Consider the following 25,990-nt stretch of genomic DNA (forward strand, 5'->3'; position numbering starts at 1 on the left):
ATTGAAGCAGCGCATTCTAGCAGGGGCGCCACTGCTTGTCCCAGAGGGGGGAAAAGATAAAAATGGTGGCCATCGCAAGGGAGGCAGGCATGTTTCGATTAGGGTTCATTATTAATCCGGTCGCCGGGATTGGCGGTGCAGTGGGGCTCAAGGGCAGTGACGGTGTGGTGGCCGAGGCGCTGGCCCGAGGCGCTGTGCCCAAAGCGCAGGAGCGGGCGCGGCAAGCTCTGTTGCTACTGTGCGAGCTGAATGTCCCGTTCGAACTGCTGACGGTGGCGGGAGATATGGGGGAGACGGTAGCCCGATCTCTGGGACTACCCTGTCGGGTCATCTATCAACCAGCCGGGGAGAGCACCTCGGCCGATGATACCCGCCACGCCGCCGAGTTGATGCGCGAAGCCGGGGTCGATCTGCTGCTGTTTGCCGGTGGCGATGGCACGGCGCGGGATATCTGCGCCGCGGTGGGGGAGTCCTGCCATGTGCTCGGCATTCCCGCGGGGTGCAAGATCCACTCTGGCGTCTACGGGGTGACGCCCGCTGCCAGCGGGCGGGTGGTGGCGCGGATGATCGCAGGGGAACTGCTCAGCCTGATCGATGCCGAGGTGCGCGACATCGACGAGGAGGCGTTTCGCGCGGGCAAGGTGCGGGCCCGCCACTACGGCCAGCTGAAGGTGCCCAGCGATCTGCGTTACGTACAGGCGGTAAAACAGGGGGGCAAGGAGTCCGAAGAGCTGGTGTTGGCGGATCTCGCCGCCGGTGTGGTGGAGCAGATGGAGCCCGATACCCTCTATCTGATGGGCTCCGGCAGCACGGTGGCAGCCTGTATGGCTGAGCTCGGTCTGGAAAATACTTTGCTCGGTGTGGATCTGGTGGAAAATGGCCGACTTATCGGGCAGGATCTCAGCGCCGCCGAGATCCTGACCCGGATCCGCGGTCGTCGCTGCCGACTGATCATTACCCTGATAGGCGGACAGGGACATCTGTTCGGGCGCGGAAATCAGCAATTGAGTCCTGAGGTGATTCGGTGTGTCGGGCTGGACAATATCCAGGTGCTGGCAACCAAAGCCAAGCTTGCCGCCCTTGCGGGCAGGCCGCTGCTGGTGGACACCGATGATCCCGAATTAAACCGGGCGTTGCGTGGTTATCTGCGAATAACCACAGGATACAAGGATCAGGTCATCTACCCGGTGGCCAACCCGGAATAGGACGCCAAGGACGCTGCTGGCCTGGCGCCAGAGAGCTGCAATCAACCGGATTGCGGTTCCATACCCCCGAATTTTTTGCCGCAAATGAGGCTGCGTTACATGACGATTCACGATTTTGAGCACAAGTTGTTGGGACTGATCGACAGCATGGTTGCCACCGCGACCGACGATGAGCTGTTTGCGGGGGGTTACCTGCGAGGTCATATCTCATTGGCCGTTGCCCGGGCCGAGCTGGAAGGCAAGACCCTGGTGCGGGACGTCAAGAGCTATGTGCTGCGCAGCCTCAACGAGGCGATCTTGCAAGGTGAGCTTTCTGAAGAGGATGAAAAACTGGTGCAGGCGATGTGGAGTCGTTTGCAACAAGACGCAGAAGCTTGATCGGATACACAATTCAAACTGAAGTTTGAGTTTATTCTTCCCCTGAAGTTAGTGAAAGGTTAATAATAAGTTTCGCCTTTTGTTTCAGGGATTAAACTATGGCCTCCTCCTCACGCATTGCCAATAAACTGCCGCTCGAGATGCTCTATCACTGGGAGCGGCAGTGTCCTGATCGAACCTACCTGCGTCAAACCATCAACCGCGAATATGTCGATTTCACCTGGGGTGAAGTGGCCGATGAAGCGCGGCGGATGGTGACGGCCTTGCGTCACCTCGGTCTGGTGGCCGGTGACAAGGTGGCGCTGCTCTCCAAGAACTGCGCCCAGTGGTTTATCGCCGATCTGGCGATGCAGATGGGGCAGTATGTGAGCGTGCCCATCTACCCGACTGCCAACGTCGACACCATCGAATATGTGCTGCGCCACAGCGAGGCCAAAGCGATCTTCGTCGGCAAGCTGGATGACTGGAAGAGTCAGGAGGCGGGGGTGCCTGCCGATCTGCTGCGCATCGCCTTCCCATATGACACCATGCCAGCCAGCCACCAGTGGGACGATCTGCTGGAAGTGCACGAGCCGATCCCTGACAGCCCGGTGCAGGCCCCTGACTCCCTGCTGAGTCTGGTCTACACCTCCGGCAGTACCGGCAAACCGAAAGGGGCCATGCTGAGCGTCGAGCGCTACGCCTGGTCGTGCGAGAAGCTGGTGGAGACGGTGAGCCTGAGCCAGGCCGATCGGGGCTTCTCCTACCTGCCGCTGGCCCATATTACCGAGCGGGTCTACATCTACGGCGGTAGCCTCTATGGCGGCGCTACCATCGCCTTTCCCGAATCCCTCGACACCTTTATTGAAGATGTCAAACGCTGCCGTCCCACCGTCTTTATCTCGGTGCCACGACTGTGGGCCATGTTCCGCATCAAGATCCACGAGAAGCTGCCCCAGAAGAAACTCGAACTGCTGCTCAAGATCCCGCTTATCTCCGGCCTGATCAAACGCAAGCTGCAAAAGGGGTTGGGACTGGATCAGGCCCGGGTACTCGGCTGCGGCTCCGCGCCTGTCTCCCCTGCGCTGCTTGAGTGGTATCTGAGCATCGGCCTCAAGGTGACGGAAGCCTGGGGCATGACCGAGAACCACGCCTACTCCACCATCAACTACCCGTTCCGCGCTGACAAGATCGGCACCGTCGGCAAGGCGGGGATTGGGGTGACCATCAAGATCTCCGACGAGGGTGAGATCCTCTGTCGCTGCGAAGGGATGATGCTGGGTTACTACAAGGATCCCGAGCACAGCGCCGAGGCCATCGATGCCGAGGGGTGGCTCCATACCGGCGACATGGGCAAGCTGGACAAGGAGGGTTATCTCACCATCACCGGCCGGATGAAGGATGTGTTCAAGACCGCCAAGGGCAAGTATGTGGCGCCGGTGCCTATCGAGGGACTGCTGGGGCAGGAGCCCATTATCGAACAGCTCTGCGTGATTGGTTATGGCATGCCCCAGCCCATTGCGCTGGTGCAGCTGGCCGAGAGTGCCATGAAGGGCAATCGGGAGGAGGTCAACGCCAGACTGGAAGCGGCGCGGGTTCGGGTCAACGATCAGCTGGAATCCCACGCCAAGATCCGCGGTATTCTGGTAGTGAAAACCCCCTGGAATATCGAGAACGGCGTGCTGACCCCCACCATGAAGATCAAGCGTCACCTGCTGGAGCAAAAGTACGCCCAGGTCGGGGATCGCTGGCCCTCATCCCAGGTGGTGGTGTGGGAGGAGTAAATCCCGTCTTTCCATAGCGCAACAAACAACAACGGCCCTTGATGGGCCGTTGTTGTGTTTGAGGCATATCACTCGCCGCTGTTTTGTCGGCGAGTAAAAGCGCGCCCGGTTAGATCTGCGCCAGCGCGGCGGCCAGATCGGCGATCAGATCGTCCGCATCTTCCACCCCGATGCTGAAGCGGATGAGGTCGTCGTTGACTCCGGCAGCGAGGCGGCTCGCCTCGTCCATGGCGGCGTGGGTGGTACTGGCCGGATGGCAAGCGAGACTCTCGAGATCCCCCAGACTCACCGCCTGCACGAACAGTTGCAGGTTATCGAGCAGGGTGGCGCAGCGCTCAAACCCGCCTTCAAGTTCAATACTCACCATGCCGCCAAAGCCGCTGGCGAAGGCGCTGAGAGCATCGTGGCCCGGATGGTTGGCAAGCCCCGGGTAGATAACCTTCTTCACCGCCGGATGTGCCGCCAGAAACTCGGCCACTTTCTGCGCATTGTGCAGGTGGGCATCCATCCGCAGCGGCAGGGTCTTGACCCCGCGCTGCAGCAGGTAGGCCTCCTGCGGGCCAATGGGAGAACCGATATGCTTGAGGGCCACGGTGCGGATCGATTTCATCAGGGCGTGAGAGCCTGCCACCACCCCGGCGATGATGTCGCCGTGGCCGCCCAGATATTTGGTGCCGCTGTGCATCACCACATCGACCCCGAGCTCCAGCGGACGCAGCAGGTAGGGGGTGAGGAAGGTGTTGTCACATACCGTAATGGCGCCCACCTTGCGGGCCGCTTCCACCACCAGCCGCGGATCCACCACCTTGAGGGTGGGGTTGGTCAGGGTTTCGAACAGTACCACCTTGGTGGCGGGGCGGATATTGGCCAGCAGATCGCGATCGCTCTCGTAGGCGGTGACCTTGATGCCGGCGCGGCTGAAGGTCTGCTTGAGGAACGCATCGGTGCCGCCGTAGAGCGGGCCGATATAGGCTACCTCATCGCCGCTGTTGGCCAGGGCATACATGATGGCGCTCACTGCCGCCATGCCGCTCGCCACCACCAGCGCTTCATCGGCACCTTCAAGCGCCGCCAGTTTCTGCTCCAGCTCGGCGGTGGTGGGGTTGCCAAAGCGGCTGTAGATAAAGCCGGGGGCCTGACCTGCAAAGCGCTCCTTGCCCGCCTGGGCGTTGAAGTAGCTGAAGGTGCTGCTCTGGTAGAGCGGGGTGGTGAGGGCACCGGTCTGTGGGTCGATCCGCTGGCCGCTGTGTACGCTCATGGTCTTGAATTTCATCGTGTTGCTCCGTGATGGCCAGGCTCTGGCCATGACTTGTTTTGTTGTTCGTTGCTTGTTGTTTTTGTCAGCGCGGGTATGTGCATGCGGCTTGTGGCTTATGCATATACCCGCCTGCGGATCTTTACGCTGCTTAGGCCGGTATCGCTTCGCTTTCAGTGCGCGGGAGGCGAGTTGGTTCCACCGGCCCATAGTGCCGCGCCGTCACATCCGGGTGGGAGCGCAGCCGCCCCTTGAGCACGTTCTCCCCCACCTGATTAAAGAGCGGGTTGGTCGGGTCACTCTCCGGCCCTTGCGCCTGCGCTGCCAGCTCTGGGGAGAGGCTGAGCAGGGGCACGGTGGCATCGAGCCGCGCCGCCATAAAGAAGGCGCAGGAGAGGCGCGAGACGCCGGGCGGCGGGCTTACCACCCGATGCAGGGTCGCCTTGAGATAGCCGTTGGAGGCCAGCTCCAGCAGCTCGCCGATATTGACCACCAGCGCTCCCGGCAGGGGGGGGCGCGGAGATCCAGCCGTCGGCCGTCTCGACCTCAAGCCCCGAGTGATTGTCCTGCATCACCAGCGTCAGGTAGCCGGGATCCTTGTGGGCGCCGACCCCTTGACTGCTGCTGCCCGCCTCTTGCCCAGGGTAGTGAATCAGCTTCATGTGGTGGTAGGGGGCGCCGCGAATACTGTCGTCAAACACTTGGGCCGGTTGCTCCAGCACCTCGGCAAAAGCGGCCAGCAGGGTGAGGGTGATATCGCTCAGCCGATCTTGCCACGCCAGCAGATGGGCTTTCATCTCTGGCAGGGCGGTTGGCCACTGGTTGGGGCCGACCAGCCGCTGCCAGGGTTCACGGATCAGGGCCGCAGGCAGGGCTTGCGCCTCGTTCATGATATCGAACTGCTCACGCAGATCCGGCCGCTGGCGTGTCAGCTCGGCACCGACCCGGTTGTAGCCGCGAAAGTGGGGGCTGTTGACCATCTGCACCGCCAGCTTCTCCTGCTCCGGCAGAGCAAAGAAGCGCTCTGCCAGCGCCAGGGTCTCTAGCATCTCAACCTTGCTCAAGCCGTGGCCGATCAGATAGAAAAAGCCCACATCGCGGGCGGCCGCGGCCAGCCTGGCCAGCATAGGGCGACGCACCTCGGGCGCCCCGTTGAGGGCAGCCAGATCGATGATCGGCAGTGGTGAATGTTCCATGTGCACCTCCTCACTCTTTCGTTATCTCTGGCGCCATCTCTTGCACTGCCTCCGCTGTTGGCAGACCTGATAAGCGGCAAACGGGATGGCGCGACAGTGTGGCGCCATCTGGGATAAAGGGGATGCTACTGTTCGGTGTTATAAGACGGAAACAACAAATTATTCTTAGTTATACACAAAATTCGAAATGGAATTCGGCAACTGATGGGCTGAAGGTTTTTTGCGCAGCCATTGCGAGGTAAAAGGGCAATGATGAGGGGGAGAGTGATAACCAGAGGCAAGCTGCCAGTGGCAAAAATGACCAAAACAGAAAATGGCCAAAACAGAAGGGAGGCGGATGCCTCCCTTCTGGTTGAGCGGGTGTTCACCTGACCGGGTGCGTAGGTGAGTGACCGCGTATTCTGGCCTTAACCGCCTGCTGGCTCTCAGTAACCCAGGGTAAAGCGCTGGCGCTGGTGAGCTGGTTTTTCCACCTCGTTCAGCACACCGTCAGCCAGATCACCGGCGGTGATCCCGGCAGGCTGTTCGCCGCTAAAGAGCACCTGATCGCCACCAATCCGATAGCCGCCGCGCTTCTCGCCCGGTTCGAGGAACACCGGGGGAGAGACAAAGCGCCAGTCGAGGGTGGTTTCACGACGCAGGGCGGTGAGACCGTCGCGGGCGGCCAGCGCCCCCTGTTTCCATTCGGCCGGAAACTCAGGGGTATCCACCAGTTGCACGCCGGGGGCAACCTCCAGACTGCCGGCGCCACCTACTACCAGCAGCCAGCTGTTGGCCGCTTTGGCTGCTGCGACGATCGCGTTGGCGCCCTTGAGGTACTGGTCGTAGATATCTGGTGTGGTCCAGCCCGGGTTGTAGGCGCTGATCACCCGATCGTGCCCCTTGAGCACCTCGGCCAATGCCTGCGGGTTTTGGGCATCCACCGCCACGGCGGTGACCTGCGGATGGGCGGCCACCTTGCTGACATCGCGGACGATGGCGGTGACGTGATGGCCGCGGCTGATGGCCTCGTTCAGGATGGCTGAACCGACAAAACCACTGGCACCGATCAGGGCAATCTTCATGGGGAACTCTCCTTCACTGTTGGAATGGGGCTATCCTACGCCGCCATTTATGATTTAATAATCACCTCAAAAATGCATTCACTTATAAGCTGGATTTAATAATGGAACAGCTCAGACGTTACGCCATCTTCGCCGCCGTGGTGGAAGCGGGCAGCATGACAGGGGCGGCCAAATCCCTTGGCATGACCCCCTCCGCCGTCAGTCAGCATATCAGTCAGCTGGAGAGCCTGCTCGGACTGCCCCTGCTCCATCGCTCCACCCGTCGTCTCAGTCTGACCGAGGCGGGAGAGGTGGTGTGGCAAGGGTGTCGGGCGTTGCAGCAGACTCTGAGCGAGACCGAGCTGCGCCTCTCGGAGGTGCGCGACGCCCTGCTCGGGGAAGTGCGGATCACCGCCCCGGTGGGGATGGCGGGCCAGCCGCTGGCGCTGGCCCTCTCGCCGCTGTTGCAGGCCCACCCCGGCCTCACCATTCAGATCATCGCCGACGACGAGAAGCGGGATCTGATTGCCGAGCGGATCGACGTGGCGCTGCGGGTCGGCACCTTGCCTGACTCGACCCTGGTGGCCCGCAAACTGGGGCAGACCCGGATGCTGCTCTGCGCCGCTCCCACCTATCTGGCGCGCAAGGGGACGCCGCGCATGCCCGCCGATCTGGCCACCCACGACTGGCTCTGCGGCGACATGCTGGGCAACGGTTTGCTGCTGCAGGATGAAAAGGGTGGCGAACACAGGGTGAGGTTCAAGGCCAAGGTGCTCTGCAATAACGTGTTGCCCTTGCGCCAGTTTGCGCTGGCGGGGCAGGGGATCTCGCTGCAACCGGAGGGAGAAATTGGCGAGGATCTGGCGCAGGGGCGTCTGCTCGAACTGCTGCCCGGTTTTCGGGTGGCACCGATGGAGATCCACGCCATCACGCCGCAGCGGGAGATCCCGGAGAAGGTGCGACGGGTGGTGGAGGCGCTGCGCAGCTACTTCGGCACGACGATGTCGTCATGAGCTGCGCCTTAATTGTTGAGAAAAGGCCCCCGATTATCCTGAAGGGGAATTATCCATAAGGCGGTTTGTCGAGAAGAGCGATAGCCCGGATGAGGAGATGGGCATGCTTGACTGTTAAGCATACTTAAAACGAACTGACGGCCCGCACCTGATCTTTGAGCCAATTAAGCCCGGTATCCTGACCGGAGCTTTTGTGCCAACTCATGTAGACGGGGCAATCCTCCGAGAGCCAGGGCAGGGGATAGCTGGCCAGATCCAGCGCCTGCCCCAGCTTCTCCATATGCCACTGGCTGGCGACGCAGAGCCAGTCGGTACGACTCACCAGATGAAGAGCGGTGAGCAGGGAGTCGCTCTCGTAGGCAATCTGGCGCGGCGGCAGCGGCGCCTTGGTCAGGGTGTTGAGCAGCAAGCTGTCGAGCCGCCTGGTTTGCAATACCACGTGCTTTTCGTTGAAGAAGGTGGCCATGTCGGGGGCCTGGCGGATCCTGGGGTGATCCTTGCGGCAGGCGATGCGCAGGGCCTGGGACATAATCTGCTCGTTTTCGATCCCCTGCTCCGCCATCGGCTTGGTGGCCAGCACCAGATCCACGCTGTGCAGATAGAGGCTGTTCTGGCGCAGGGCTTCGTCCTGTACCTGGGTGTTCCACTCCAGCTGACAGTTGGGGGCTTGGGTCTGCAACAGGTTGTTGAGCTCCGGCAGGAAGAAGATATCGATATCGGGCACCCCCGCGATGCGAAAGGTGCGCCGACTGGTCTGGGGATCAAAGAGATCGGTGCGCTGCAGGCTGCGCTCCATGTCGTGCAGCGGCACCATGATCTCGTGGTGCAGACTGAGCGCTCGCGCCGTGGGGGTGATGCCGCGTCCCTGGCGGACAAACAGCGGCTCGCCCACCAGGGTGGTCAGGCGGCTGATGGCCTGGCTGATGGCCGAGGGGGTCATCTCCATCATCTCGGCGGCCGTGGTGACACCACCATAGCGGATCACCGCATCGAGGACGCGAAAGAGATTGAGATCGACTTGAGACATGGTGGCTACCGTTAAGCATGATTAAACAGTTAACATACTGAACAGCCTCTTGTCCGGCCAGCATTCCCTGCGATAACTGTGATGCTTCCCTCTCTATTCGTCATCTTCCATCTTGCTGCGAATGCGATCGAGCCTGTTTTGCAGCCATGCTTGAGCCCGGCAGGTGGCCCGCGGCATAGAGCAGCGCGAGCAGCAGCAAGCCGCCCAGAAAGAGCCAGCGAGCGCTTCCCCAATGGCCGCTGTCCGTCATCAGGGCCGCCAGCAACAGGGGGCCAAGCAGCTGACCGAAGTTGGCGAGCTGGACAAAAAAGCCCTGCACGATGGCCAGTTGCACCGGCCCCTGACTCACTCCCTGCGCAGACGAGAGGATCGCCGGCGGCGCCATGCCACCCGAAAGGGAGAGGACGAGGCACAATCCATAGGCCCACCACGGCGACAGGCCGGGCCAGAAGGCGAGCATGCCGCACAGCGCCATCAGACCCAGTGCCCAGCTGATGAGCCGATCTCGTGCTACGCCCCGGCGCAGCAGCCATGCCCCCATCAGGTTGCCGGGAATATTGGCGACCACCGCCAGCGCCGAGAGCAGGGCGATCTGGCTTTGGCCAATCCCGGGGCTGCCTTGCAACATGGTTGGCAGCCAGACAAAGAGCGCCCAGAGCATCAGGCTGTAGAGCGTGAACGCCAACCCGTAGCGCCAGAGTGTCAGTTGTCGGAGCACCGTGAGCTGGCGCAGTGGGCGGCCTGCGTTAGCCGCGCTTTGGGGCCCCCCGACCCGCAGCCCATCTGCCGAGCGACTGGCGAGCAGAAGCAGCAGGGCAGAGAGTTGCGGGATCATCAGGATCAGCCAGGCCAGTCGCCAGCCACCTTGTGCCGTGAGCCAGGGAGTAAGCAGCATACCCGCTGCCGCCCCGAGAGGCAGGTTGACTGCCCACAGGCTTATGGCCAGCCGTTTATCCTCCTCCCGGGTCACCGCCACGATAAAGGCGGGCATGGCCACCGAGACCAGCAAAAAGCCAATCCCCTCGACAATGCGCGACAGCAGCATCATGGCCAGCCCGGTGGCGGGCAGCGCCAACGCACCGCCTGTGACGATAACCAAAAGCCCGACAACCCCGGTTTGCCGCCCACTCCAGCGGGTTAGCAACAGGCCGAGAAAGAGGCTGAATAGGATCGCCAGCGTATTGAAAGCTGAGGCGAGATAGCTGGCTTCGACCAGTGTCAGCCCCAGCTCGTTGCGCAGTATGCCGAGTACGGCGGGCACTTTGCCAAGGCAGAGGGCGCCGCTGGCACCGGCAAAAATGGCGAGGAAGACCAGAGGCCAGCGCGTGCTTTGTGGCTGGTGGCCAGCGAGCGTGCTCATGGCCGATATTGGCCGTTGCGCAGCCACTCATCGTTGAGCTGACCAAATTCGCCGTGCTGATAGGCATGCAGCCGATCTGCAATGGCGTCGTGGCTGTTCATGACGAAGGGGCCATGTTTGACCAGGGGTTCATTGAGCGCCTGGCCTGAGAGCAGCACGAAGTGGCAGGGCTCGGTGGCCTCAAGCTGCAGAGCCATCGCCTCGCCGCCATCGGCAGAGAGGCTGACACCCATCCCGTGACCTGCCGGGATGAGGTGCCGCTCTCCCTCCGCCTGCAGGGTTAGCGATCCGGTCAGGGGATAGATCATGGCATTCCAGCCTGCCGCCAGCAGATGAGTGAAGCGGCTGCCGGGCGCGCAATGGCCATCGAGCAGGGTAAAGGGTTGGGGCAGCGCTGCCGAGTGTGGTGCCGTTATCCCGTTGCTGTGGCCTGCGACCACCCGTACTCTCACCCCTTCGCCATGAAATTCGGGGATGGTGGCAGCGGCTGCGTGGACGGCAAAAGGCGACATCATCTTTTGACGGGCAGGCAGGTTGACGAAGATCTGCAGGGCGTGGACATAGGGGGATGCCCCTTCCGGCTGCTCGGTATGTACGGCCCCGCGCCCGGCCGCCAGCCAGTGGAGCGCGCCCGGTTCGATGGGGCCCTGATTGCCGAGAGAGTCGTAGTTGACGTGGGGGCTCGTCGAATCCTCGAACAGATAGGTGACGGCAGAGATCCCGGCGTGGGGATGGGGCTCGAAGGTGGGGGCGGTCATCTGGAAGTGATCCACCATCACCACGGGGTCTATCAGACCGTTGAAAAAGTGTTCGCCAAAATGGCTGGCTGCAAAGCCGCTGCCAATACGCAGTGGTTGGCCCTTGACGGGGGCGGAGAGAGTCAGGCGTCTGGGCATCGATATAACCTCTTGAAGACAAAAGAAGCCTTCGGTCATCTGACCGAAGGCGGGGCGAGTTACGACTTCTTGGCACCCTCTTGCATCTGCCACACCAGGGTGGCGAAAGGCATGTCGAGGGCGCTGTAGACATCGTGCGCCTTGGGGTCGACGTTGCTGCGCAGCATCTCGACCGCGGCGGAGGCGTAGTCGGTGACCGGGATACCGGCCCCCAGCAAGCGTTGCAGCCCAGTGGTGCGCTTGGCTTCGTTGAAGGTGCCGGAGGCATCGAGCACCACCCGGGCATCATAGCCGGCAGCCTTGGCAGAGAGGGCCGGGAAGCTGGCGCAGATCTCGAGGGATACCCCGGCGATGATCAGCTGTTTGCGGCCGGTCTTCTCAATGGCGGCGCGCACGGCAGGATCGTCCCAGGCGTTGATGACGGTGCGGTTGATCACCTTCACATCCGGCAGGGCACTGGTCAGTTCAGGCATGGTGGGGCCCCACATGCCATCGGGCATGGTCGCGGTCACGATCACCGGCACGCCGAGGGCGCGGGCGGCGTTGGCCAGCGCCACCACGTTGTGCTTGAGCTCGCCCACCGTGGTGTCGCGCACGCCGCTCAGCAAGCCGACCTGATGGTCGACCAGCAGCAGTACCGCATTGTCTCGGGAGAGCATCTCCAGATAGCGGTTGGGTGATACGGTCGGATGGCTGGCAGCATCGGCGGCCATGGCCGGTGTCGCTGTGGTGGCCAGCGTGGCGGTCAGGGTCGCCAGACCGAGCAGGGTGGCAGAGCAGATTTGTCGCAGTTTCATGGTGAACTCCTTGTGATATCGGAACAGTCAAACGGACCTTGCTGGTGGGGCGGATTGCCCGTGCAGCAACCATCTGATGGGGACAGGGCCATTATGATGGCTGCAAAAATGGCGACAATCTGGTGAAATAGGTTCTTATCGTTCTATTGGTGGAACGATGTGAATGCACCTCACCCTGACCAAGGCAGCCCGATGACACCACTGGAACTTGATTTGAATGATCTCTATCTCTTCACCCATGTGGTGCAGCGACAGGGATTCACTGCCGCCGCGCGGGCGCTTGGCGTGCCCAAGTCGCGGATCTCGCGCCGGATCCGGCTGCTGGAGGAGCGGCTGGATACCCGGCTGCTGCAACGTACCTCGCGCCAGCTCAGCCTGACCGATGCCGGTGAGGTGCTCTATCGCCACTGTCAGGCGATGTTGGCTGAGGCGCAGGCCGGAGAGGCGGCTGTGCGGCAACGGCAGCAGGAGCCGAGCGGTCTGGTGCGCATCAGCGTGCCCATTACCATTGCCGATGCGCTGCTTGCCCGTTTGCTGCCCGCTTTTATGGCCCAATACCCCAAGGTGAGGCTCGCCGTGCAAGCCAGCAATCGGCAGGTGGATCTGCTGGAGGAGGGTCTGGATGTGGTGATCCGCGGGGTGGCCTTCGAGCAGGCCCCCTCCAGCCTGGTGCAGGTGCCGCTCTGCACGGTGCAGTGGGGCGTGCTGGCGACCCCGGCGTGGCTCTCGCGCCACAATGCGCTGGCGCATCCACGGCAGCTGGAAGGAGAGGATGCCTTGCTTTTCAGCTCGCTGGAGCGTCAGGCCGATCTGTTGCGGCTGCGGCACGATAGCGGGGAGAGTGAGGAGGTGGCGGTCAATGTGCTGCTGCGCAGCGACAATGTGCAAACCCTCAAACAGGCGGCGCTGGCGGGGCTCGGGATGGTGGGCTTGCCACTTTACGCCTGCGTGAATGAGCTGGCGGATGGGCGGCTGCAACAACTGCTACCCGAGTGGCGTCCCAAAGATGGCAAGCTGGTGATGCTCTATCCCGCGCGGCGCGGTCTGTCACCGGCGGTCAGGGCCCTCATCGACTTTATCAAGGTGCAGTTGCCTCCACTGCTGGCAGAGGTCGGTCAGCCACGCTGAGGAGGGCTATCCCTCCATCTTGCGGCGAATGCGCTCGAACAGGCTCTGCAGGCAGGCTTGATCCCGATCGGCGGCCCGCACCGCGCCATACATATGGCGACGAATACCGCTCCCGAGGGGACGGGCGCAGAGCATCCCCTGTCTGACAAACTCGTCGCTGGCCCAGCGCGGCAAGGCGGCGACGCCGAGTCCTGCGGCGGCCATTTGCAGCATCACCGAGGTGTTGTCCACCGGCTTGCAGCGAGCGGGCTCCACCCCGGCGGGTTGCAAAAAGCGGCTGAAGATATCCATGCGGCTGCGCTCCACCGGGTAGACCAGCAGCACCTCCGGCCCCAGATCGCCCGGCTCGATGTGGCTCCGGTGGCAGAGGGGATGATCCGGCGCCATCACCAGAGTCAGATCGAAGGCAAAGAGCGGCTCGAAGTGGAGATCGCCGCGGGCCTGCACGTCCGAGGTGAGCAGCAGATCGAGCTGGCCGCCGAGCAGGGCATTGATGGCATCAAAGCCCGGCACCGACTCCACCTCCAGATCCACCCCAGGCCACTGGCGGCGAAAATCGGGCAACAGCGGCAACAGCCACTGGATGCAACTGTGGCAATCAAGCGCCAGATGCAGCCTGCCCGCATCGCCGCTCTGCAGGGCCTGCAGCTGTTTCTCGGTCTGGGATAGCGCAGGCAACACCTGACGGGCGAGGGCGAGCAGCTGGCTGCCTGCCGCGGTCAGCACGAGCGGGCGGCTTTTGCGCAGGTAGAGCTCCAGATTGAGGCGGGTCTCCAGCTCTTTGAGCTGGTGGGAGAGGGCGGACTGGGTGAGGTTGAGGGTCAGCGCCGCACCGGCCAGCGAGCCCTGCTCGGCCAGCGCGGTCAATGTTTTCAAGTGTTTGATCTCTATCCCTGCATTGCTTGGCACTGCCATAAGATGGCTCCTTGTGAGATTGCGTATGGCGCTGAGGTTGCGGTCGGCGGTTACCCTGCTGCGCTTCTTGACTCCGGCACCTCTTGCACCGCTAAAAATCGGCCTCTGTATCCTCGCGGTGAACCTGTTCGGCGGTCAGTTGAGGATTATTTGAGAGCCACTTGAAGAGGATTCAATAGCCAGCGTCACCTTATCTTGTCATTTTGGATGTGTAAACATCTGGATGGCTAAATCATCCAGTTTCCCATCAGATGAATGAGCATAAGGAAATGAACCTATGACACGAGCACACACCCTGGGCTTTCCCCGTATCGGCGCCAAGCGCGAGCTGAAATTTGCCCTCGAATCCTACTGGCGTGGCGAGACCACTCAGGCCGAACTCGTTGCCGTGGGCAAGACGCTGCGTGAACGCCACTGGCAGGCCCAGCACGGCGCTGGGGTCAATCTGCTGCCGGTGGGTGACTTCGCCTGGTACGATCAGGTGCTCGGCACCAGTCTGCTGGTGGATGCAGTGCCTGCCCGCCACCGTCATGGCGAGACCGATCTCGACACCCTGTTCCGGGTGGCCCGCGGCCGTGCGCCGACCGGCCCGGCGGCGGCCGCCGCCGAGATGACCAAATGGTTCAACACCAACTATCACTATCTGGTGCCGGAATTTAGCCGTGATCAGCGCTTCAAGCTGGGCTGGAGCCAGCTGTTTGACGAGGTGGAAGAGGCCAAAGCGCTGGGGCTGCCGGTCAAGGCGGTGCTGCTGGGACCGGTCTCTTATCTGTGGCTCGGCAAGGAAAAAGAGAGCGGCTTCTCCCGCCTTGAACTGCTCGATCGCCTGCTGATTGTCTATCAGGAGATCCTGGCCAAACTGGCCGCCCAAGGGGTGGAGTGGGTGCAGATCGACGAACCGGCGCTGACGCTGGACTTGCCGGACGAGTGGCGGCTGGCCTACCTAAACGCCTACGAGCGCCTGAGCGGCCCCTGCAAGCTGCTGCTCACCACCTATTTCGGCTCGGTGGCCCATCAGCGCGACATCATCACCAGCCTCAAGGTAGATGGCCTGCACCTGGATCTGGTGGCCGCCCCCGAGCAGCTGGAGACCCTGGTACCGCATCTGCCCGCCCAGTGGGTCATCTCCGCCGGGGTGATCAACGGCCGCAACGTCTGGCGTGCCAATCTGGCCAAGCTGGCGCCGACTCTGAAGGCACTGAAAGCCAAACTCGGCGAGCGGCTCTGGGTGGCCTCATCCTGCTCATTGCTGCACAGCCCGGTGGATTTGACCCTGGAGCAGGAGCTGGATCCCCAGACCCGCAGCTGGTTCGCCTTCGCCTTGCAAAAATGTTTCGAGCTGGGACTGCTCAGAGAGTATCTGGATGGGGGCGAGCTCGACAAAATCACCGCCTACAGCCAGCCCATCGTCGATCGGGAGTCCGACAGCCGGGTGCACAAAAAAGCGGTGCAGTCACGGCTCGCCAGCCTCACCAACAGCGATTTTGATCGCCACAGCCCCTATCCGGTCAGGGCCGAGCTGCAGCGCTCGGATCTCAAGCTGCCGCTGCTGCCCACTACCACCATCGGCTCCTTCCCGCAGACCTCGCAGATCCGGGTTTTGCGGCAGGATTGGCGCGCCGGTCGCATCGATGACAGCGCCTACGAGGCTGGCATTCAGGCCGAGATCCGCGATGCCATCGCGCGTCAGGAGGCCATCGGGTTGGACGTGCTGGTTCATGGTGAGGCCGAGCGCAACGACATGGTGGAGTATTTCGGTGAACTGCTGGATGGCTTTGCCATCACCCGCTTCGGCTGGGTACAGAGCTATGGCTCCCGCTGCGTCAAGCCGCCGGTGATCACCCGTGACATCGACCGCCCGACTCCCATGACGCTCGAATGGACCCGATTTGCCCAGAGCCTGACCGACAAGCCGGTCAAGGGAATGCTGACTGGCCCTGTGACCATCCTCTGCTGGTCTTTCCCGCGGGAAGATGTGAGCCGCGAGCAATCCGCCCTGCAAATTGGCCTTGCCATTCGCGACGAGGTGGCTGACCTGGAGGCCGCTGGCATCAAGATCATCCAGATCGACGAACCGGCGATCCGTGAAGGCTTGCCCCTGCGCAAGCAGGATCATCAGGCCTATCTCGACTGGGCGGTGCGCGCCTTCCGTCTGAGTGCAAGCCCGGTGGCGGACAGCACCCAGATCCACACCCACATGTGCTATAGCGATTTCAACCTCATCATCGAGGCGGTAGCGGCGCTGGATGCGGATGTGATCACCATCGAGACCAGCCGCAGCCAGATGCAGCTGCTCGAAGCGTTCGAACGCTTCAACTACCCCAACGAGATTGGCCCGGGCGTCTACGACATCCACTCGCCGAACGTGCCGAGCCAGAGCTGGATTGAGGGGTTGCTTCGCAAGGCGGCCAAACAGATCCCGGCCGAGCGGCTCTGGGTCAACCCGGATTGCGGCCTCAAGACCCGCGGCTGGGAAGAGACTGAGGCCGCCCTCAAGGTGATGGTTGATGCCACCAAGGTGCTGCGGGCCGAGCTGGCGTAACCGGCAAGCCGTGACCGCCATCGGTAAGGTGGCGTGATGAAAAACGAACGAGAGAGGGGAAGCCACTGCTTCCCCTCTCTTTTTGCTGGCCACTTGTTTCACTGGTTTCTGATCCTTGCCGCAGCCGCTTTGCACTAGGCTCAGAGTTGGCAGAAGTGGATGGAGTCGCGGCCATGAGAGTCAGTCTGGGGAGTGCAATCCTGTGGGGATTGCTGATGTGGCAGAGTGCATGGGCGGCGCCAGCGGCCGAGTTGAAGCTGGTCTACTTTGACGACTTTGCCCCATATTCGTGGCGTGACGAACAGGGCAAGATGCGCGGGCTGATGATCGATGTGATGGATCGGGTGGCTGCGCAGATGGGGCTGCGGGTTCGCCATGAAGGTTATCCGTGGCAACGGGCACAAAAACTGGTGCGTATGGCGCAGGCCGATGGCTTTGTCACCATCGCCACTCGGGAACGGCGCAGCTATACCCTAATTGTGGAAGAGCCGGTCACTACCACTGTGCTAACCATTTTTACCCAGCGTGCCCATCCCCGCATGGCGGAATTTCAGCGTGCCAGCCGCTTGAGCGACTTCAAATCGCTTACCTTTCTCGACTATTTCGGTAACGGTTGGGGCAAGGAGAACCTGGCGGGTTTCACCGTTCATCACACCATCAATGTTGATAATGTCTTCAAAATGCTGGCGGCGGGTCGGGGGGACCTGATGGTGACAGACCCACTGGTGGCACGCTTCAAACTCAACCAGCTGGGATTGTCCGGGTTGGTGGTCGAGGTGCCGCTGCTGCTTGCCTCTACCCCGTTCAATCTCTGCATCGGCAAGCACTCCCGCTTCAATACCCGGATAACCGAGTTCAACCGTGCCCTGCAACAGCTGCGACAAAGCGGCGAGTTGGCGCGTATCGTCGAACGCTATCGTTGATGCGCGGCCGCCATCTGCTGTTTGCCAACAGCGTGTCTATCTTGGCGCCATATCGGCGATGGTTGCCCAGAAGGCATCGATCAAGGGCCCCTTGCTGTGGGGAGGACGGATCAGGCCAATGGGCCAGCAGGCTTCCCCATCTCTAAGGGGCAGGGTGATCACATCCGGGTGCTCTATGGTGGTGGAGGAGGGAACCAGGGTCCAGGCGATCTCTGCCGCCGCGGTGGCAACACCGGCGGCGAAGTCGTTGACGTACTGGATATCGCGAAAACGCAGCCCGCTCTGGGCCAGATAGTTCATCAGGTGATCGTAAAACGACGGTGCCTTGTCACGACGCAGGATCGCCAGCGGCTTGTCCACCAGATCCGCCAATGCCCTCACATCGCGATAGCTGGCGGGCAGCACGGCGACAAAGTGGGCTTCGACCACCGGCAGGGCGTGCCACCCCTTGGGGGCGGGCAGGCGGCAAAAACCGAGATCCAGCTTGCCTTCACTCAGCGCAAGCAACTGGTGGTGGGTGGAGAGATCGTTGAGCTCGATAGTCACCTGCGGCCGCTCGGCGCGAAAACGGGCAATGGCGGCGGGCACCAGGATTTTGGTGGCCACGCCAAAGCCGATGCGCAGGGTGCCGACATTGCCCGCCAGCACGTCGCGGGCGGTGCGCGAGAGCTGCTCGCTCTGGATGACCACAGCGCGGGCATCCTCATACAGCGCCCTGCCCAGTCCGGTGAGGCGAGTGGTGCTGGCGTTGCGCTCGAACAGCTCACCGCCCAGTTCCTCCTCCAGCCGCCTGATCTTTTTGCTCAGGGCCGACTGGGTAACATGCTGGCGCACCGCCGCCTGGCCGAAGTGCAGTACCTCCCCCAGGGTGACGAAGGCTTTCAGATCCCGTAGCTCCATCAGGGCTCCTTTCATTCCTGTTGGGAATGTTGAGTGGTCAAATTTGTCATTGGACGGAATTTTAGAAGTGATGGATGCTTATGCCAATTCATTTCGGGCGCCCAGACAGGGGGCGCCGAGTTATCAGAGATGGCTGACACCATCAGCGCAGAAGGAGCAACACCAGATGCATCACCACAAGTTCAACGACTTCCCGAGCGATTTTCTGTGGGGCGCCGCCTCCGCCGCCTATCAGGTGGAGGGAGGCTGGAATGCCGATGGCAAGGGGCCCTCGGTGTGGGATCTCTTCACCAAGCTGCCGGGCAAGACCTTTGAGGGGAGCAACGGCGATGTGGCGGTGGATCACTACCACCGCATGGAAGAGGACGTGGCGCTGATGGCAGAGATGGGGCTCAAGGCCTATCGCTTCTCGGTGAGCTGGCCGCGCATCTATCCCACCGGTCGCGGTGAGGTGAACGAGGCGGGGCTGGCCTTCTACGAGAAGCTGATCGACACCCTCTTGGCCCACCAGATCGAACCGGTGCTGACCCTTTATCACTGGGATCTGCCGCAGGCGCTGCAAGATGAGTACGGCGGCTGGGAAGACCGACGGATCATCGACGACTTCGAGCGCTACTGCGTGACCCTCTATCAGCGTTTTGCCGGCAAGGTGAAGTACTGGGTGTCGCTTAACGAGCAGAACTACAACCTGACTAACGCCTATCAGCTCGGCACCCATCCACCTGCCGTGCAGGATCGCAAGCGCTTCTTTGCCGCCAACCACATCGCGTTTCTGGCCAATGCCCGAGTGATCAAGGCGTTTCGCCAGCATGTGCCAAATGGCCTCATCGGCCCGAGTTTTGCCTACTCCCCTGCCTATCCGGCGTCGTGCGACCCGAAAGATATGCTGGCCTATGAGAACGCCGAGGAGTTCAACAACCTCTGGTGGCTGGATGCCTACTGCTTTGGCCGCTATCCCCAGGCGGCGCTCGCTTACTTGCGAGAAAACGGCGAGGCGCCGGAGATCCTGCCGGGCGATATGGAGTTGCTGCGCGAGGGGACGCCCGACTACATCGGCGTCAACTACTACTACACCCTGACCTACACAGATAACCCCTTGGGCGGTCAGACCCTGCAGCGGATCAACACCACCGGCAAGAAGGGTACTACGCCGTCCAGCGGCATCCCCGGCCTCTACAAGACAGCGCCCAATCCGCACCTTGAGACCAGTAACTGGGACTGGGCCATCGATCCGACCGGGATGCGTATCGCCCTGCGTCGCCTCTCTTCCCGCTATGGTTTGCCGCTGATGATCACCGAGAACGGCCTTGGCGAGTTCGACAAGCTGGAGGCGGGTGACAAGGTGAACGATGAGTACCGCATCGATTACCTGCGCAGCCACGTCAAGGCCTGCCAGGAGGCGATGCAGGATGGGGTGGAATTGCTCGGCTACTGCGCCTGGTCGTTCACCGACATCCTGAGCTGGCTCAACGGCTACCAGAAGCGCTACGGCTTCGTCTATGTGGAGCGTGACGAGCAGGGGGGCTCCCTTCGCCGGATCAAGAAGGCGAGCTTCCACTGGTACAGCCAGGTGATTGCGAGCCAGGGCAAGCAGCTCTGACGGTTTATCGCGTCGCGTAACCAGCGGGCCCGGGCAATCCCCGGGCCCGCGCTGTTTGTGGCGGGGGAGAGGGGGCAAGCCGGTTTCTCACCGTGCGACTCATCCCTGTTTACTGATTTTTGTCCTGCCAAAGCCGCCGACCCCTGCTATTATCTGCGGCCGAACATGAGCCAATAAAAATCAGGATATCGTGATGACTGACCACACTTTTATTCCCGGCAAGGACGCGGCGCTGGAAGACTCCATCGAACGCTTCCAGACCAAGCTGCAAGCCTTGGGCTTTGATATTGAAGAGGCCTCCTGGCTCAACCCCGTGCCGAACGTCTGGTCGGTGCATATTCGCGACAAAGAGTGCGCCCTCTGCTTTACCAACGGCAAGGGGGCCAGCAAGAAGGCGGCCCTCGCGTCTGCCCTTGGCGAATATTTCGAGCGTCTCTCCACCAACTACTTCTTCGCCGACTTCTATCTGGGCGAGCAGGTCGCCAACGGCGATTTCGTTCACTACCCGAACGAAAAGTGGTTCCCCATCGAGGGTGACCAGTTCCCGGCCGGTCTGCTCGACAGCTTCACCCGCAAGTTCTACAACCCGGACGGTGAAGTGACCGCCGACATGTTGGTGGATCTGCAGTCAAACAACGAAGAGCGCGGTATCGTCGCCCTGCCGTTCGAGCGTCAGTCCGATCACGAGACCGTCTACATCCCGATGAACATCATCGGCAACCTCTATGTCTCCAACGGCATGAGCGCTGGCAACACCAAGACCGAAGCGCGCACTCAAGCGCTCTCCGAGGTGTTCGAGCGCCACGTGAAGAACAAGATCATCGCCGAGGCCATCAGCCTGCCGTTGATCCCGGACGAGGTGATTGCCCGTTATCCGGGGATTGCCGCCTCTATCGCGGCGCTGGAAGCGGAAGGCTTCCCCATTTACAGCTTTGATGCCTCCCTGGGTGGCCGTTATCCGGTCATCTGTGTGGTGCTGCTCAACCCGAGCAACGGCACCTGCTTTGCCTCCTTCGGTGCCCACCCGCGCTTCGAAGTGGCCTTCGAGCGTACCGTCACTGAGCTGCTGCAGGGCCGCGGTCTCAAGGATCTCGACGTCTTTGTGCCGCCGTCATTCGACAACGAGCAGGTAGCGGATCACCACAACCTCGAGACCCACTTCATCGACTCCTCGGGCCTCATCAGCTGGGATCTGTTCAAGCAGGATGCGGACTTCGAGTTTGCCGACTGGGACTTCCGTGGTACCTCGCAGGAGGAGTTCGATCACCTGATCGGCATCTTCCATGAGCTGGAGCAGCCGGTCTATATCGCCGACTACGAGCATCTGGGTGTCTACGCCTGCCGCATTCTGGTGCCGGGCATGTCCGACATCTATCCGGCCGAAGATCTGCTGCTGGCTAACAACAACATGGGCGCCAACCTGCGCGAAGTGATCCTGGCACTGCCATCACTTGGTTGGGATGCCGAGCAGTACATGGCGTTGTTTGATCAACTGGATGAAGAGGGGCACGACGAGCGTACCCGTGTACGCGAGCTGCTGGGCATCGCCGCTGCCAAGGGGACCGCGCTGCACACCCTGCGCGTTGGCGAGCTGAAAGCCATGCTGGCGCTGGCCGCCGGTGAGCTGGAGACCGCACTGGATCTCATCGACTGGACCATGGAGTTCAACCAGTCGGTGTTTACTGCCGAGCGTGCCAGCTACTACCGCGCCCTGCGTGCCTGCGTCGAGTTGTTCCTCGACGAGGAGCGGGATCCGGAGCAGTATCGCGCCGTCTTCACTCGCATGTATGGTGAAGAGACGCTGGCACAGGCATGGGCCAACGCCACTGGCGAAGCTCGCTTCCACGGTCTGGAGGCGGCCGACCTGTCGCTCTCCCAGTTCCCGCTGCACCAGAAGCTGCTGGCGGCCTACGAGAAGCTGCAGAAGGCCAAGCGAGCCCATCACTGGGCGTGATTGTTGCTGTAAAGGAAGGGGCCGTGTGGCCCCTTCTGTTTATCGTGCGGCAAAGCACGGGATTGTTATTCAAAGATGAAATAAAAAACAAAAAATACCCCTAAGGGGGTTGATGGCAGGGCAGGGGATGTGCTGTCGATCTGCAAAGATATCTTGCCAATGCTACATTTCCATGCTCTAGAATAAATTCTTTAAAATCATTGCATTAAAAATGTGATATTTCTGTTTCAGCTGATACCTAGTGTAAAGTGGCGTAGCCATCGCACTAAAATATTTGTAGTAAAATTACAATCGCACTCTGATAAACTTGATCAATGTCAATTTTGGCTATTTGGCCCTTTGTTATGATTTCAACAGGCAAAACATTCAGGTAGAAAATAATTGAAAGCTGAATCTCCATTCGATTGTCTCAAGCCCGAAGCCATCGCTGCACTGGCTGAAGACATCACCTATGCCAAGGCTACCAAGCCGGCATACAAGGTCATTCCACTGGCCATTACTGCAGGCGCTTTCATCGCCATCGCATTTATCTTCTACATCACAGTGACGACCGGAACCGGTTCCATGCCTTGGGGTATGGCCAAGCTGGTTGGCGGTCTCTGCTTCTCTCTCGGCCTTATCCTCTGTGTGCTGCTCGGTGCCGAGCTGTTCACCTCCACCACCCTGACACTGGTGGCCAAGGCTGCCAATCGCATCAGCTGGGCTCAGCTGCTCAAGAATTGGGGTCTGGTCTACTTCGGTAACCTGATTGGCGGTCTGCTGATGGTGGCGCTGATCATCGTTTCTGCAGAGTACACGGCCGCAGATGGTCAGTGGGGCCTCAATGCCCTCAAAGTGGCCCAACACAAAATTCACCACACCTTCTTCGAAGCGGTGGCGCTGGGTATCCTCTGTAACCTGATGGTATGTCTTGCTGCCTGGATGGCTTTTGGTGCCCGCAGCGCGACTGACAAGGTAGTGGTTATGCTGCTGCCGGTTGCCATGTTCGTTGCATCAGGCTTCGAGCACAGCATCGCAAACATGTTTATGATTCCGGTTGGTATCGCTATCCACAGCGTGGCTAGTCCGGAATTTTGGCAGGCCATCGGCCAGGATCCGGCAACCTTTGCTGACCTGACCGTATCCAACTTCGTCCTACACAACCTCATCCCCGTGACCATCGGCAATATCATCGGTGGTGGCGTGATGGTTGGTCTGACTTACTGGTTTATCTTCCGTCGTCATCATTAAGGATGATTGCGGGATACTACATCAATACCGTGTGAGGTAATGAAAAATGGCAGAACTTAACGAACAGTTCCAAAAAGCATGGGAAGGCTTCGCGGCCGGTGAATGGCAGACCTCTGTCAACACCCGTGACTTCATCCAGAAGAACTACACCCCGTATGAAGGTGACGAGTCCTTCCTGGCTGGCGCGACCGAAGCGACCACCAAGCTGTGGGACAAGGTCATGGAAGGGATCAAAATCGAGAACCGCACTCATGCGCCGGTTGATTTTGATACTGACCTGCCCTCCACCATTACCGCACACGATGCCGGTTATATCGATCAGAGCCTGGAGCAGATCGTTGGTCTGCAGACTGACAAGCCGCTGAAGCGCGCCATCATCGCCAACGGCGGTATCAAGATGGTTAAAACTTCTTGCGAAGTGTACGGTCGTCAACTGGACCCGATGGTCGAGAAGATCTTCACCGAATACCGCAAGACTCACAACCAGGGCGTGTTTGACGTTTACACCAAAGACATCCTGAACTGCCGCAAGTCTGGTGTTATCACCGGTCTGCCGGATGCCTACGGCCGTGGCCGTATCATCGGTGACTACCGTCGTGTTGCTCTGTACGGTGTTGACTTCCTGATGGCCGACAAACTGGCCCAGTTCAAGTCCCTGCAAGCTGACCTGGAAAACGGCGTCAACCTGGAAGCCACCATCCGTCTGCGCGAAGAGATCTCCGAGCAGCACCGTGCCCTGGCACAGATGAAGGTGATGGCTGCCAAGTACGGTTGCGATATCTCCGTACCGGCCAAGAACGCTAAAGAAGCCGTACAGTGGACCTACTTCGCCTACCTGGCGGCAGTCAAGTCCCAGAACGGTGCAGCCATGTCCTTCGGTCGTACCTCCAGCTTCCTGGATATCTACATCGAGCGTGACCTGCAAAAAGGCCTGATCACCGAGCAAGAAGCCCAGGAGCTGATGGACCACATGGTCATGAAGCTGCGTATGGTTCGCTTCCTGCGTACTCCGGAATACGATTCACTGTTCTCCGGCGACCCGATGTGGGCGACCGAGACCCTGGCTGGTATGGGCGTTGACGGCCGTACTCTGGTCACCAAGAACAGCTTCCGTATGCTGAACACCCTGTACACCATGGGCCCGTCCCCTGAGCCGAACCTGACCATCCTGTGGTCCGAGAAGCTGCCGGTCGGTTTCAAGAAGTACTGTGCCAAGGTATCCATCGAGACCTCTTCCGTTCAGTACGAGAACGACGATCTGATGCGTCCGGATTTCAACAACGATGACTACGCCATCGCTTGCTGTGTATCCCCGATGATCGTTGGTAAGCAGATGCAGTTCTTCGGTGCTCGTGCCAACCTGGCCAAGACCATGCTGTATGCAATCAACGGTGGTATGGACGAGAAGCTCAAGATCCAGGTCGGTCCGAAAACCGAGATGGTCAAGTCCGAGTACCTCGACTACAACGACGTAATGGATCGTCTGGACCACTTCATGGATTGGCTGGCCAAGCAATACGTTGCTGCGCTGAACATCATCCACTACATGCACGACAAGTACAGCTACGAAGCCTCTCTGATGGCGCTGCACGACCGTGACGTATATCGCACCATGGCGTGTGGTATCGCTGGTCTGTCTGTAGCCGCTGACTCCCTGTCTGCCATCAAGTACGCCAAGGTCAAGCCGATTCGTGACGAAGATGGCGTTGCCATCGACTTCGAAATCGAAGGCGAATACCCGCAGTTCGGTAACAACGACGCTCGCGTCGATGATATCGCCTGTGACCTGGTTGAGCGCTTCATGAAGAAGATTCAGAAGCTGAACACCTACCGTGGTGCTGTTGCTACCCAGTCTGTTCTAACCATCACCTCCAACGTGGTATATGGCAAGAAGACCGGTAACACCCCGGATGGCCGTCGTGCTGGTGCTCCGTTCGGCCCGGGTGCAAACCCGATGCACGGTCGTGACCAGAAGGGTGCTGTTGCTTCCCTGACTTCCGTAGCCAAGCTGCCGTTCGCTTACGCTAAAGATGGTATCTCCTATACCTTCTCCATCGTACCGAATGCACTGGGTAAAGATATGGAAGCCCAGAAAGCCAACCTGGCTGGCCTGATGGACGGTTACTTCCACCACGAAGCCAACGTAGAGGGTGGTCAGCACCTGAACGTGAACGTGATGAACCGTGAAATGCTGCTGGACGCCATGGAAAACCCGGAGAAATATCCGCAGTTGACCATCCGCGTATCCGGTTATGCCGTTCGCTTCAACTCTTTGACCAAAGAGCAACAGCAAGACGTCATCACCCGTACCTTCACTGCTTCTCTGTAATAGAGAGATAGTGAGCAAAAACCGGCGCCAAGGCGCCGGTTTTTTTATGCGTGCGATTCAGGGGGAGTAATCATCCCCTGTGAATCGCCCCCAGTTCCATCGCAACCACAACAGTTGTTACTGGGTATTTGAAGAGGATTAAGGGGAGGAGCTCACCAAGATTGACCTAGGCCCCGTCTGTAATGCGATTATGCTTTATTCGCGCTCTAAGGGGATAGGCGGTTGCTTTGCCTGCCATTGCATCAGTGTTGCTATGGCTCGTGGAACAGCTGATCAGGTTTAAGGGGTGAACAGAGGCGCCATCGCGGGTATCAAGCAATACCCATAAGCCTGTGACTATGGAATCATTCTCTGCCTCTGCCTCTGCCTCTGCCTCTGCCTCTGCCTCTGCCTCTGCCTCTGCCTCTGCCTCTGCCTCTGCCTCTGCCTCTGCCTCTGCCTCTGCCTCTGCCTCTGCCTCTGTCTCTGCCTTTCCATATGCAGCTGGGAGGTCTCAGGTTTAGCCAGCCAGATATGTGTGAAGCTACAAACCCTGC

20 protein-coding genes and 1 pseudogene are annotated in these 25,990 nt (G+C 60.4%); 11 read left to right on the forward strand and 10 right to left on the reverse strand.

Annotated elements, in window-relative coordinates:
* Positions 1-89 precede the first annotated feature (89 nt).
* The 3 genes from ACB042_RS02785 (at position 90) to ACB042_RS02795 (ending at position 3,346) form a co-directional block, all read left to right on the forward strand.
* Positions 90-1,205, forward strand: a complete 1,116-nt coding sequence (locus tag ACB042_RS02785) for an ATP-NAD kinase family protein (RefSeq protein WP_371177738.1) — start codon at positions 90-92, stop codon at positions 1,203-1,205.
* A 99-nt stretch (positions 1,206-1,304) separates the two neighbouring features.
* Complete coding sequence (locus ACB042_RS02790; protein ID WP_005333639.1) at positions 1,305-1,583, forward strand: YfcL family protein; 279 nt, start codon at positions 1,305-1,307, stop codon at positions 1,581-1,583.
* A gap of 98 nt (positions 1,584-1,681) precedes the next feature.
* Complete coding sequence (locus ACB042_RS02795; RefSeq protein ID WP_371177739.1) at positions 1,682-3,346, forward strand: AMP-binding protein; 1,665 nt, start codon at positions 1,682-1,684, stop codon at positions 3,344-3,346.
* A 109-nt stretch (positions 3,347-3,455) separates the two neighbouring features.
* Here ACB042_RS02795 and ACB042_RS02800 read toward each other — a convergent pair whose 3' ends face one another.
* The 4 genes and pseudogenes from ACB042_RS02800 to ACB042_RS02815 form a co-directional block, all read right to left on the reverse strand.
* Complete coding sequence (locus tag ACB042_RS02800; protein WP_371177740.1) at positions 3,456-4,619, reverse strand: PLP-dependent aspartate aminotransferase family protein; 1,164 nt, start codon at positions 4,617-4,619, stop codon at positions 3,456-3,458.
* 133 nt (positions 4,620-4,752) lie between these two features.
* Positions 4,753-4,956: a hypothetical protein gene (locus tag ACB042_RS02805; RefSeq protein ID WP_371177835.1), complete on the reverse strand. Its 204-nt coding sequence runs from the start codon at positions 4,954-4,956 to the stop codon at positions 4,753-4,755.
* Positions 4,957-5,037: 81 nt separating this feature from the next.
* A pseudogene (locus ACB042_RS02810) lies at positions 5,038-5,797 on the reverse strand (isopenicillin N synthase family dioxygenase); the annotation flags it as partial.
* A 425-nt stretch (positions 5,798-6,222) separates the two neighbouring features.
* Complete coding sequence (locus ACB042_RS02815; RefSeq protein ID WP_021231373.1) at positions 6,223-6,861, reverse strand: NAD(P)-dependent oxidoreductase; 639 nt, start codon at positions 6,859-6,861, stop codon at positions 6,223-6,225.
* 101 nt (positions 6,862-6,962) lie between these two features.
* Here ACB042_RS02815 and ACB042_RS02820 point away from each other — a divergent pair, with 101 nt between their 5' ends.
* On the forward strand, positions 6,963-7,853 hold the full coding sequence (locus tag ACB042_RS02820) for a LysR family transcriptional regulator (protein ID WP_335844351.1): 891 nt from the start codon (positions 6,963-6,965) through the stop codon (positions 7,851-7,853).
* Between the two features lie 124 nt (positions 7,854-7,977).
* On the opposite strand, the gene ACB042_RS02825 is transcribed toward ACB042_RS02820, so the two are convergent.
* From ACB042_RS02825 to ACB042_RS02840, 4 genes are all read right to left on the reverse strand, one after another.
* On the reverse strand, positions 7,978-8,880 hold the full coding sequence (locus tag ACB042_RS02825; protein WP_005352600.1) for a LysR family transcriptional regulator: 903 nt from the start codon (positions 8,878-8,880) through the stop codon (positions 7,978-7,980).
* Positions 8,881-8,980: 100 nt separating this feature from the next.
* Positions 8,981-10,240 (reverse strand): CynX/NimT family MFS transporter, encoded by a 1,260-nt coding sequence (locus ACB042_RS02830; protein WP_371177741.1) that lies wholly within the window; start codon positions 10,238-10,240, stop codon positions 8,981-8,983.
* A complete protein-coding gene (locus ACB042_RS02835; protein WP_371177742.1) occupies positions 10,237-11,136 on the reverse strand; it encodes a pirin family protein in 900 nt (299 codons plus the stop codon). Before ACB042_RS02835 ends, ACB042_RS02830 begins: the two co-directional genes overlap by 4 nt.
* Positions 11,137-11,195: 59 nt before the next feature.
* The gene (locus tag ACB042_RS02840; protein WP_204483708.1) at positions 11,196-11,933 is read right to left on the reverse strand and encodes an isochorismatase family protein; all 738 of its coding nucleotides are present in this window, start codon (positions 11,931-11,933) and stop codon (positions 11,196-11,198) included.
* A gap of 192 nt (positions 11,934-12,125) precedes the next feature.
* On the opposite strand from ACB042_RS02840, the gene ACB042_RS02845 reads away from it, so the two are divergent.
* Positions 12,126-13,061 (forward strand): LysR substrate-binding domain-containing protein, encoded by a 936-nt coding sequence (locus ACB042_RS02845; RefSeq protein WP_371177743.1) that lies wholly within the window; start codon positions 12,126-12,128, stop codon positions 13,059-13,061.
* 6 nt (positions 13,062-13,067) lie between these two features.
* Here the strand turns inward: ACB042_RS02845 and ACB042_RS02850 are convergent, their stop codons facing one another.
* The gene (locus tag ACB042_RS02850; protein ID WP_064337771.1) at positions 13,068-13,976 is read right to left on the reverse strand and encodes a LysR substrate-binding domain-containing protein; all 909 of its coding nucleotides are present in this window, start codon (positions 13,974-13,976) and stop codon (positions 13,068-13,070) included.
* Between the two features lie 277 nt (positions 13,977-14,253).
* Between ACB042_RS02850 and metE the strand changes: the two genes are divergently transcribed.
* Positions 14,254-16,518: a 5-methyltetrahydropteroyltriglutamate--homocysteine S-methyltransferase gene (gene metE, locus ACB042_RS02855; RefSeq protein WP_371177744.1), complete on the forward strand. Its 2,265-nt coding sequence runs from the start codon at positions 14,254-14,256 to the stop codon at positions 16,516-16,518.
* A gap of 173 nt (positions 16,519-16,691) precedes the next feature.
* Positions 16,692-17,441: an ABC transporter substrate-binding protein gene (locus ACB042_RS02860; protein ID WP_144712795.1), complete on the forward strand. Its 750-nt coding sequence runs from the start codon at positions 16,692-16,694 to the stop codon at positions 17,439-17,441.
* Between the two features lie 36 nt (positions 17,442-17,477).
* Here ACB042_RS02860 and ACB042_RS02865 read toward each other — a convergent pair whose 3' ends face one another.
* On the reverse strand, positions 17,478-18,341 hold the full coding sequence (locus ACB042_RS02865; protein WP_371177745.1) for a LysR substrate-binding domain-containing protein: 864 nt from the start codon (positions 18,339-18,341) through the stop codon (positions 17,478-17,480).
* A 166-nt stretch (positions 18,342-18,507) separates the two neighbouring features.
* Between ACB042_RS02865 and ACB042_RS02870 the strand changes: the two genes are divergently transcribed.
* The 4 genes from ACB042_RS02870 to pflB all read left to right on the forward strand — a co-directional run bounded on the left by ACB042_RS02870 (position 18,508) and on the right by pflB (position 25,454).
* Complete coding sequence (locus tag ACB042_RS02870; RefSeq protein WP_201991469.1) at positions 18,508-19,941, forward strand: glycoside hydrolase family 1 protein; 1,434 nt, start codon at positions 18,508-18,510, stop codon at positions 19,939-19,941.
* A 193-nt stretch (positions 19,942-20,134) separates the two neighbouring features.
* Positions 20,135-21,895, forward strand: a complete 1,761-nt coding sequence (gene ycaO / locus ACB042_RS02875) for a 30S ribosomal protein S12 methylthiotransferase accessory factor YcaO (RefSeq protein WP_371177746.1) — start codon at positions 20,135-20,137, stop codon at positions 21,893-21,895.
* Positions 21,896-22,276: 381 nt separating this feature from the next.
* Positions 22,277-23,125 carry a formate transporter FocA gene (gene focA / locus ACB042_RS02880; RefSeq protein ID WP_005333620.1) on the forward strand — a complete coding sequence of 283 codons (849 nt, stop codon included), beginning with the start codon at positions 22,277-22,279 and terminating at the stop codon, positions 23,123-23,125.
* Between the two features lie 46 nt (positions 23,126-23,171).
* Entirely contained in the window at positions 23,172-25,454 is a 2,283-nt protein-coding gene (gene pflB / locus ACB042_RS02885) for a formate C-acetyltransferase (protein ID WP_005333618.1), read from the forward strand.
* Positions 25,455-25,990: the final 536 nt, after the last annotated feature.

Source organism: Aeromonas sp. S13(2024) (assembly GCF_041402405.1).
Taxonomy (GTDB): domain Bacteria; phylum Pseudomonadota; class Gammaproteobacteria; order Enterobacterales; family Aeromonadaceae; genus Aeromonas; species Aeromonas veronii.

Coding starts and splice junctions, on each gene's coding strand:
- ACB042_RS02850 (WP_064337771.1), bottom strand. CDS start 13,976: ATGGCAGTGCCAAGCAATGCAGGGATAGAGATCAAACACTTGAAAACA.
- metE (WP_371177744.1), top strand. CDS start 14,254: ATGACACGAGCACACACCCTGGGCTTTCCCCGTATCGGCGCCAAGCGC.
- ACB042_RS02825 (WP_005352600.1), bottom strand. CDS start 8,880: ATGTCTCAAGTCGATCTCAATCTCTTTCGCGTCCTCGATGCGGTGATC.
- ACB042_RS02800 (WP_371177740.1), bottom strand. CDS start 4,619: ATGAAATTCAAGACCATGAGCGTACACAGCGGCCAGCGGATCGACCCA.
- ACB042_RS02870 (WP_201991469.1), top strand. CDS start 18,508: ATGCATCACCACAAGTTCAACGACTTCCCGAGCGATTTTCTGTGGGGC.
- ACB042_RS02830 (WP_371177741.1), bottom strand. CDS start 10,240: ATGAGCACGCTCGCTGGCCACCAGCCACAAAGCACGCGCTGGCCTCTG.
- ACB042_RS02820 (WP_335844351.1), top strand. CDS start 6,963: ATGGAACAGCTCAGACGTTACGCCATCTTCGCCGCCGTGGTGGAAGCG.
- ACB042_RS02865 (WP_371177745.1), bottom strand. CDS start 18,341: ATGGAGCTACGGGATCTGAAAGCCTTCGTCACCCTGGGGGAGGTACTG.
- ACB042_RS02790 (WP_005333639.1), top strand. CDS start 1,305: ATGACGATTCACGATTTTGAGCACAAGTTGTTGGGACTGATCGACAGC.
- pflB (WP_005333618.1), top strand. CDS start 23,172: ATGGCAGAACTTAACGAACAGTTCCAAAAAGCATGGGAAGGCTTCGCG.
- ACB042_RS02795 (WP_371177739.1), top strand. CDS start 1,682: ATGGCCTCCTCCTCACGCATTGCCAATAAACTGCCGCTCGAGATGCTC.
- ACB042_RS02785 (WP_371177738.1), top strand. CDS start 90: ATGTTTCGATTAGGGTTCATTATTAATCCGGTCGCCGGGATTGGCGGT.
- ACB042_RS02860 (WP_144712795.1), top strand. CDS start 16,692: ATGAGAGTCAGTCTGGGGAGTGCAATCCTGTGGGGATTGCTGATGTGG.
- ACB042_RS02835 (WP_371177742.1), bottom strand. CDS start 11,136: ATGCCCAGACGCCTGACTCTCTCCGCCCCCGTCAAGGGCCAACCACTG.
- ACB042_RS02815 (WP_021231373.1), bottom strand. CDS start 6,861: ATGAAGATTGCCCTGATCGGTGCCAGTGGTTTTGTCGGTTCAGCCATC.
- ycaO (WP_371177746.1), top strand. CDS start 20,135: ATGACTGACCACACTTTTATTCCCGGCAAGGACGCGGCGCTGGAAGAC.
- ACB042_RS02840 (WP_204483708.1), bottom strand. CDS start 11,933: ATGAAACTGCGACAAATCTGCTCTGCCACCCTGCTCGGTCTGGCGACC.
- ACB042_RS02845 (WP_371177743.1), top strand. CDS start 12,126: ATGACACCACTGGAACTTGATTTGAATGATCTCTATCTCTTCACCCAT.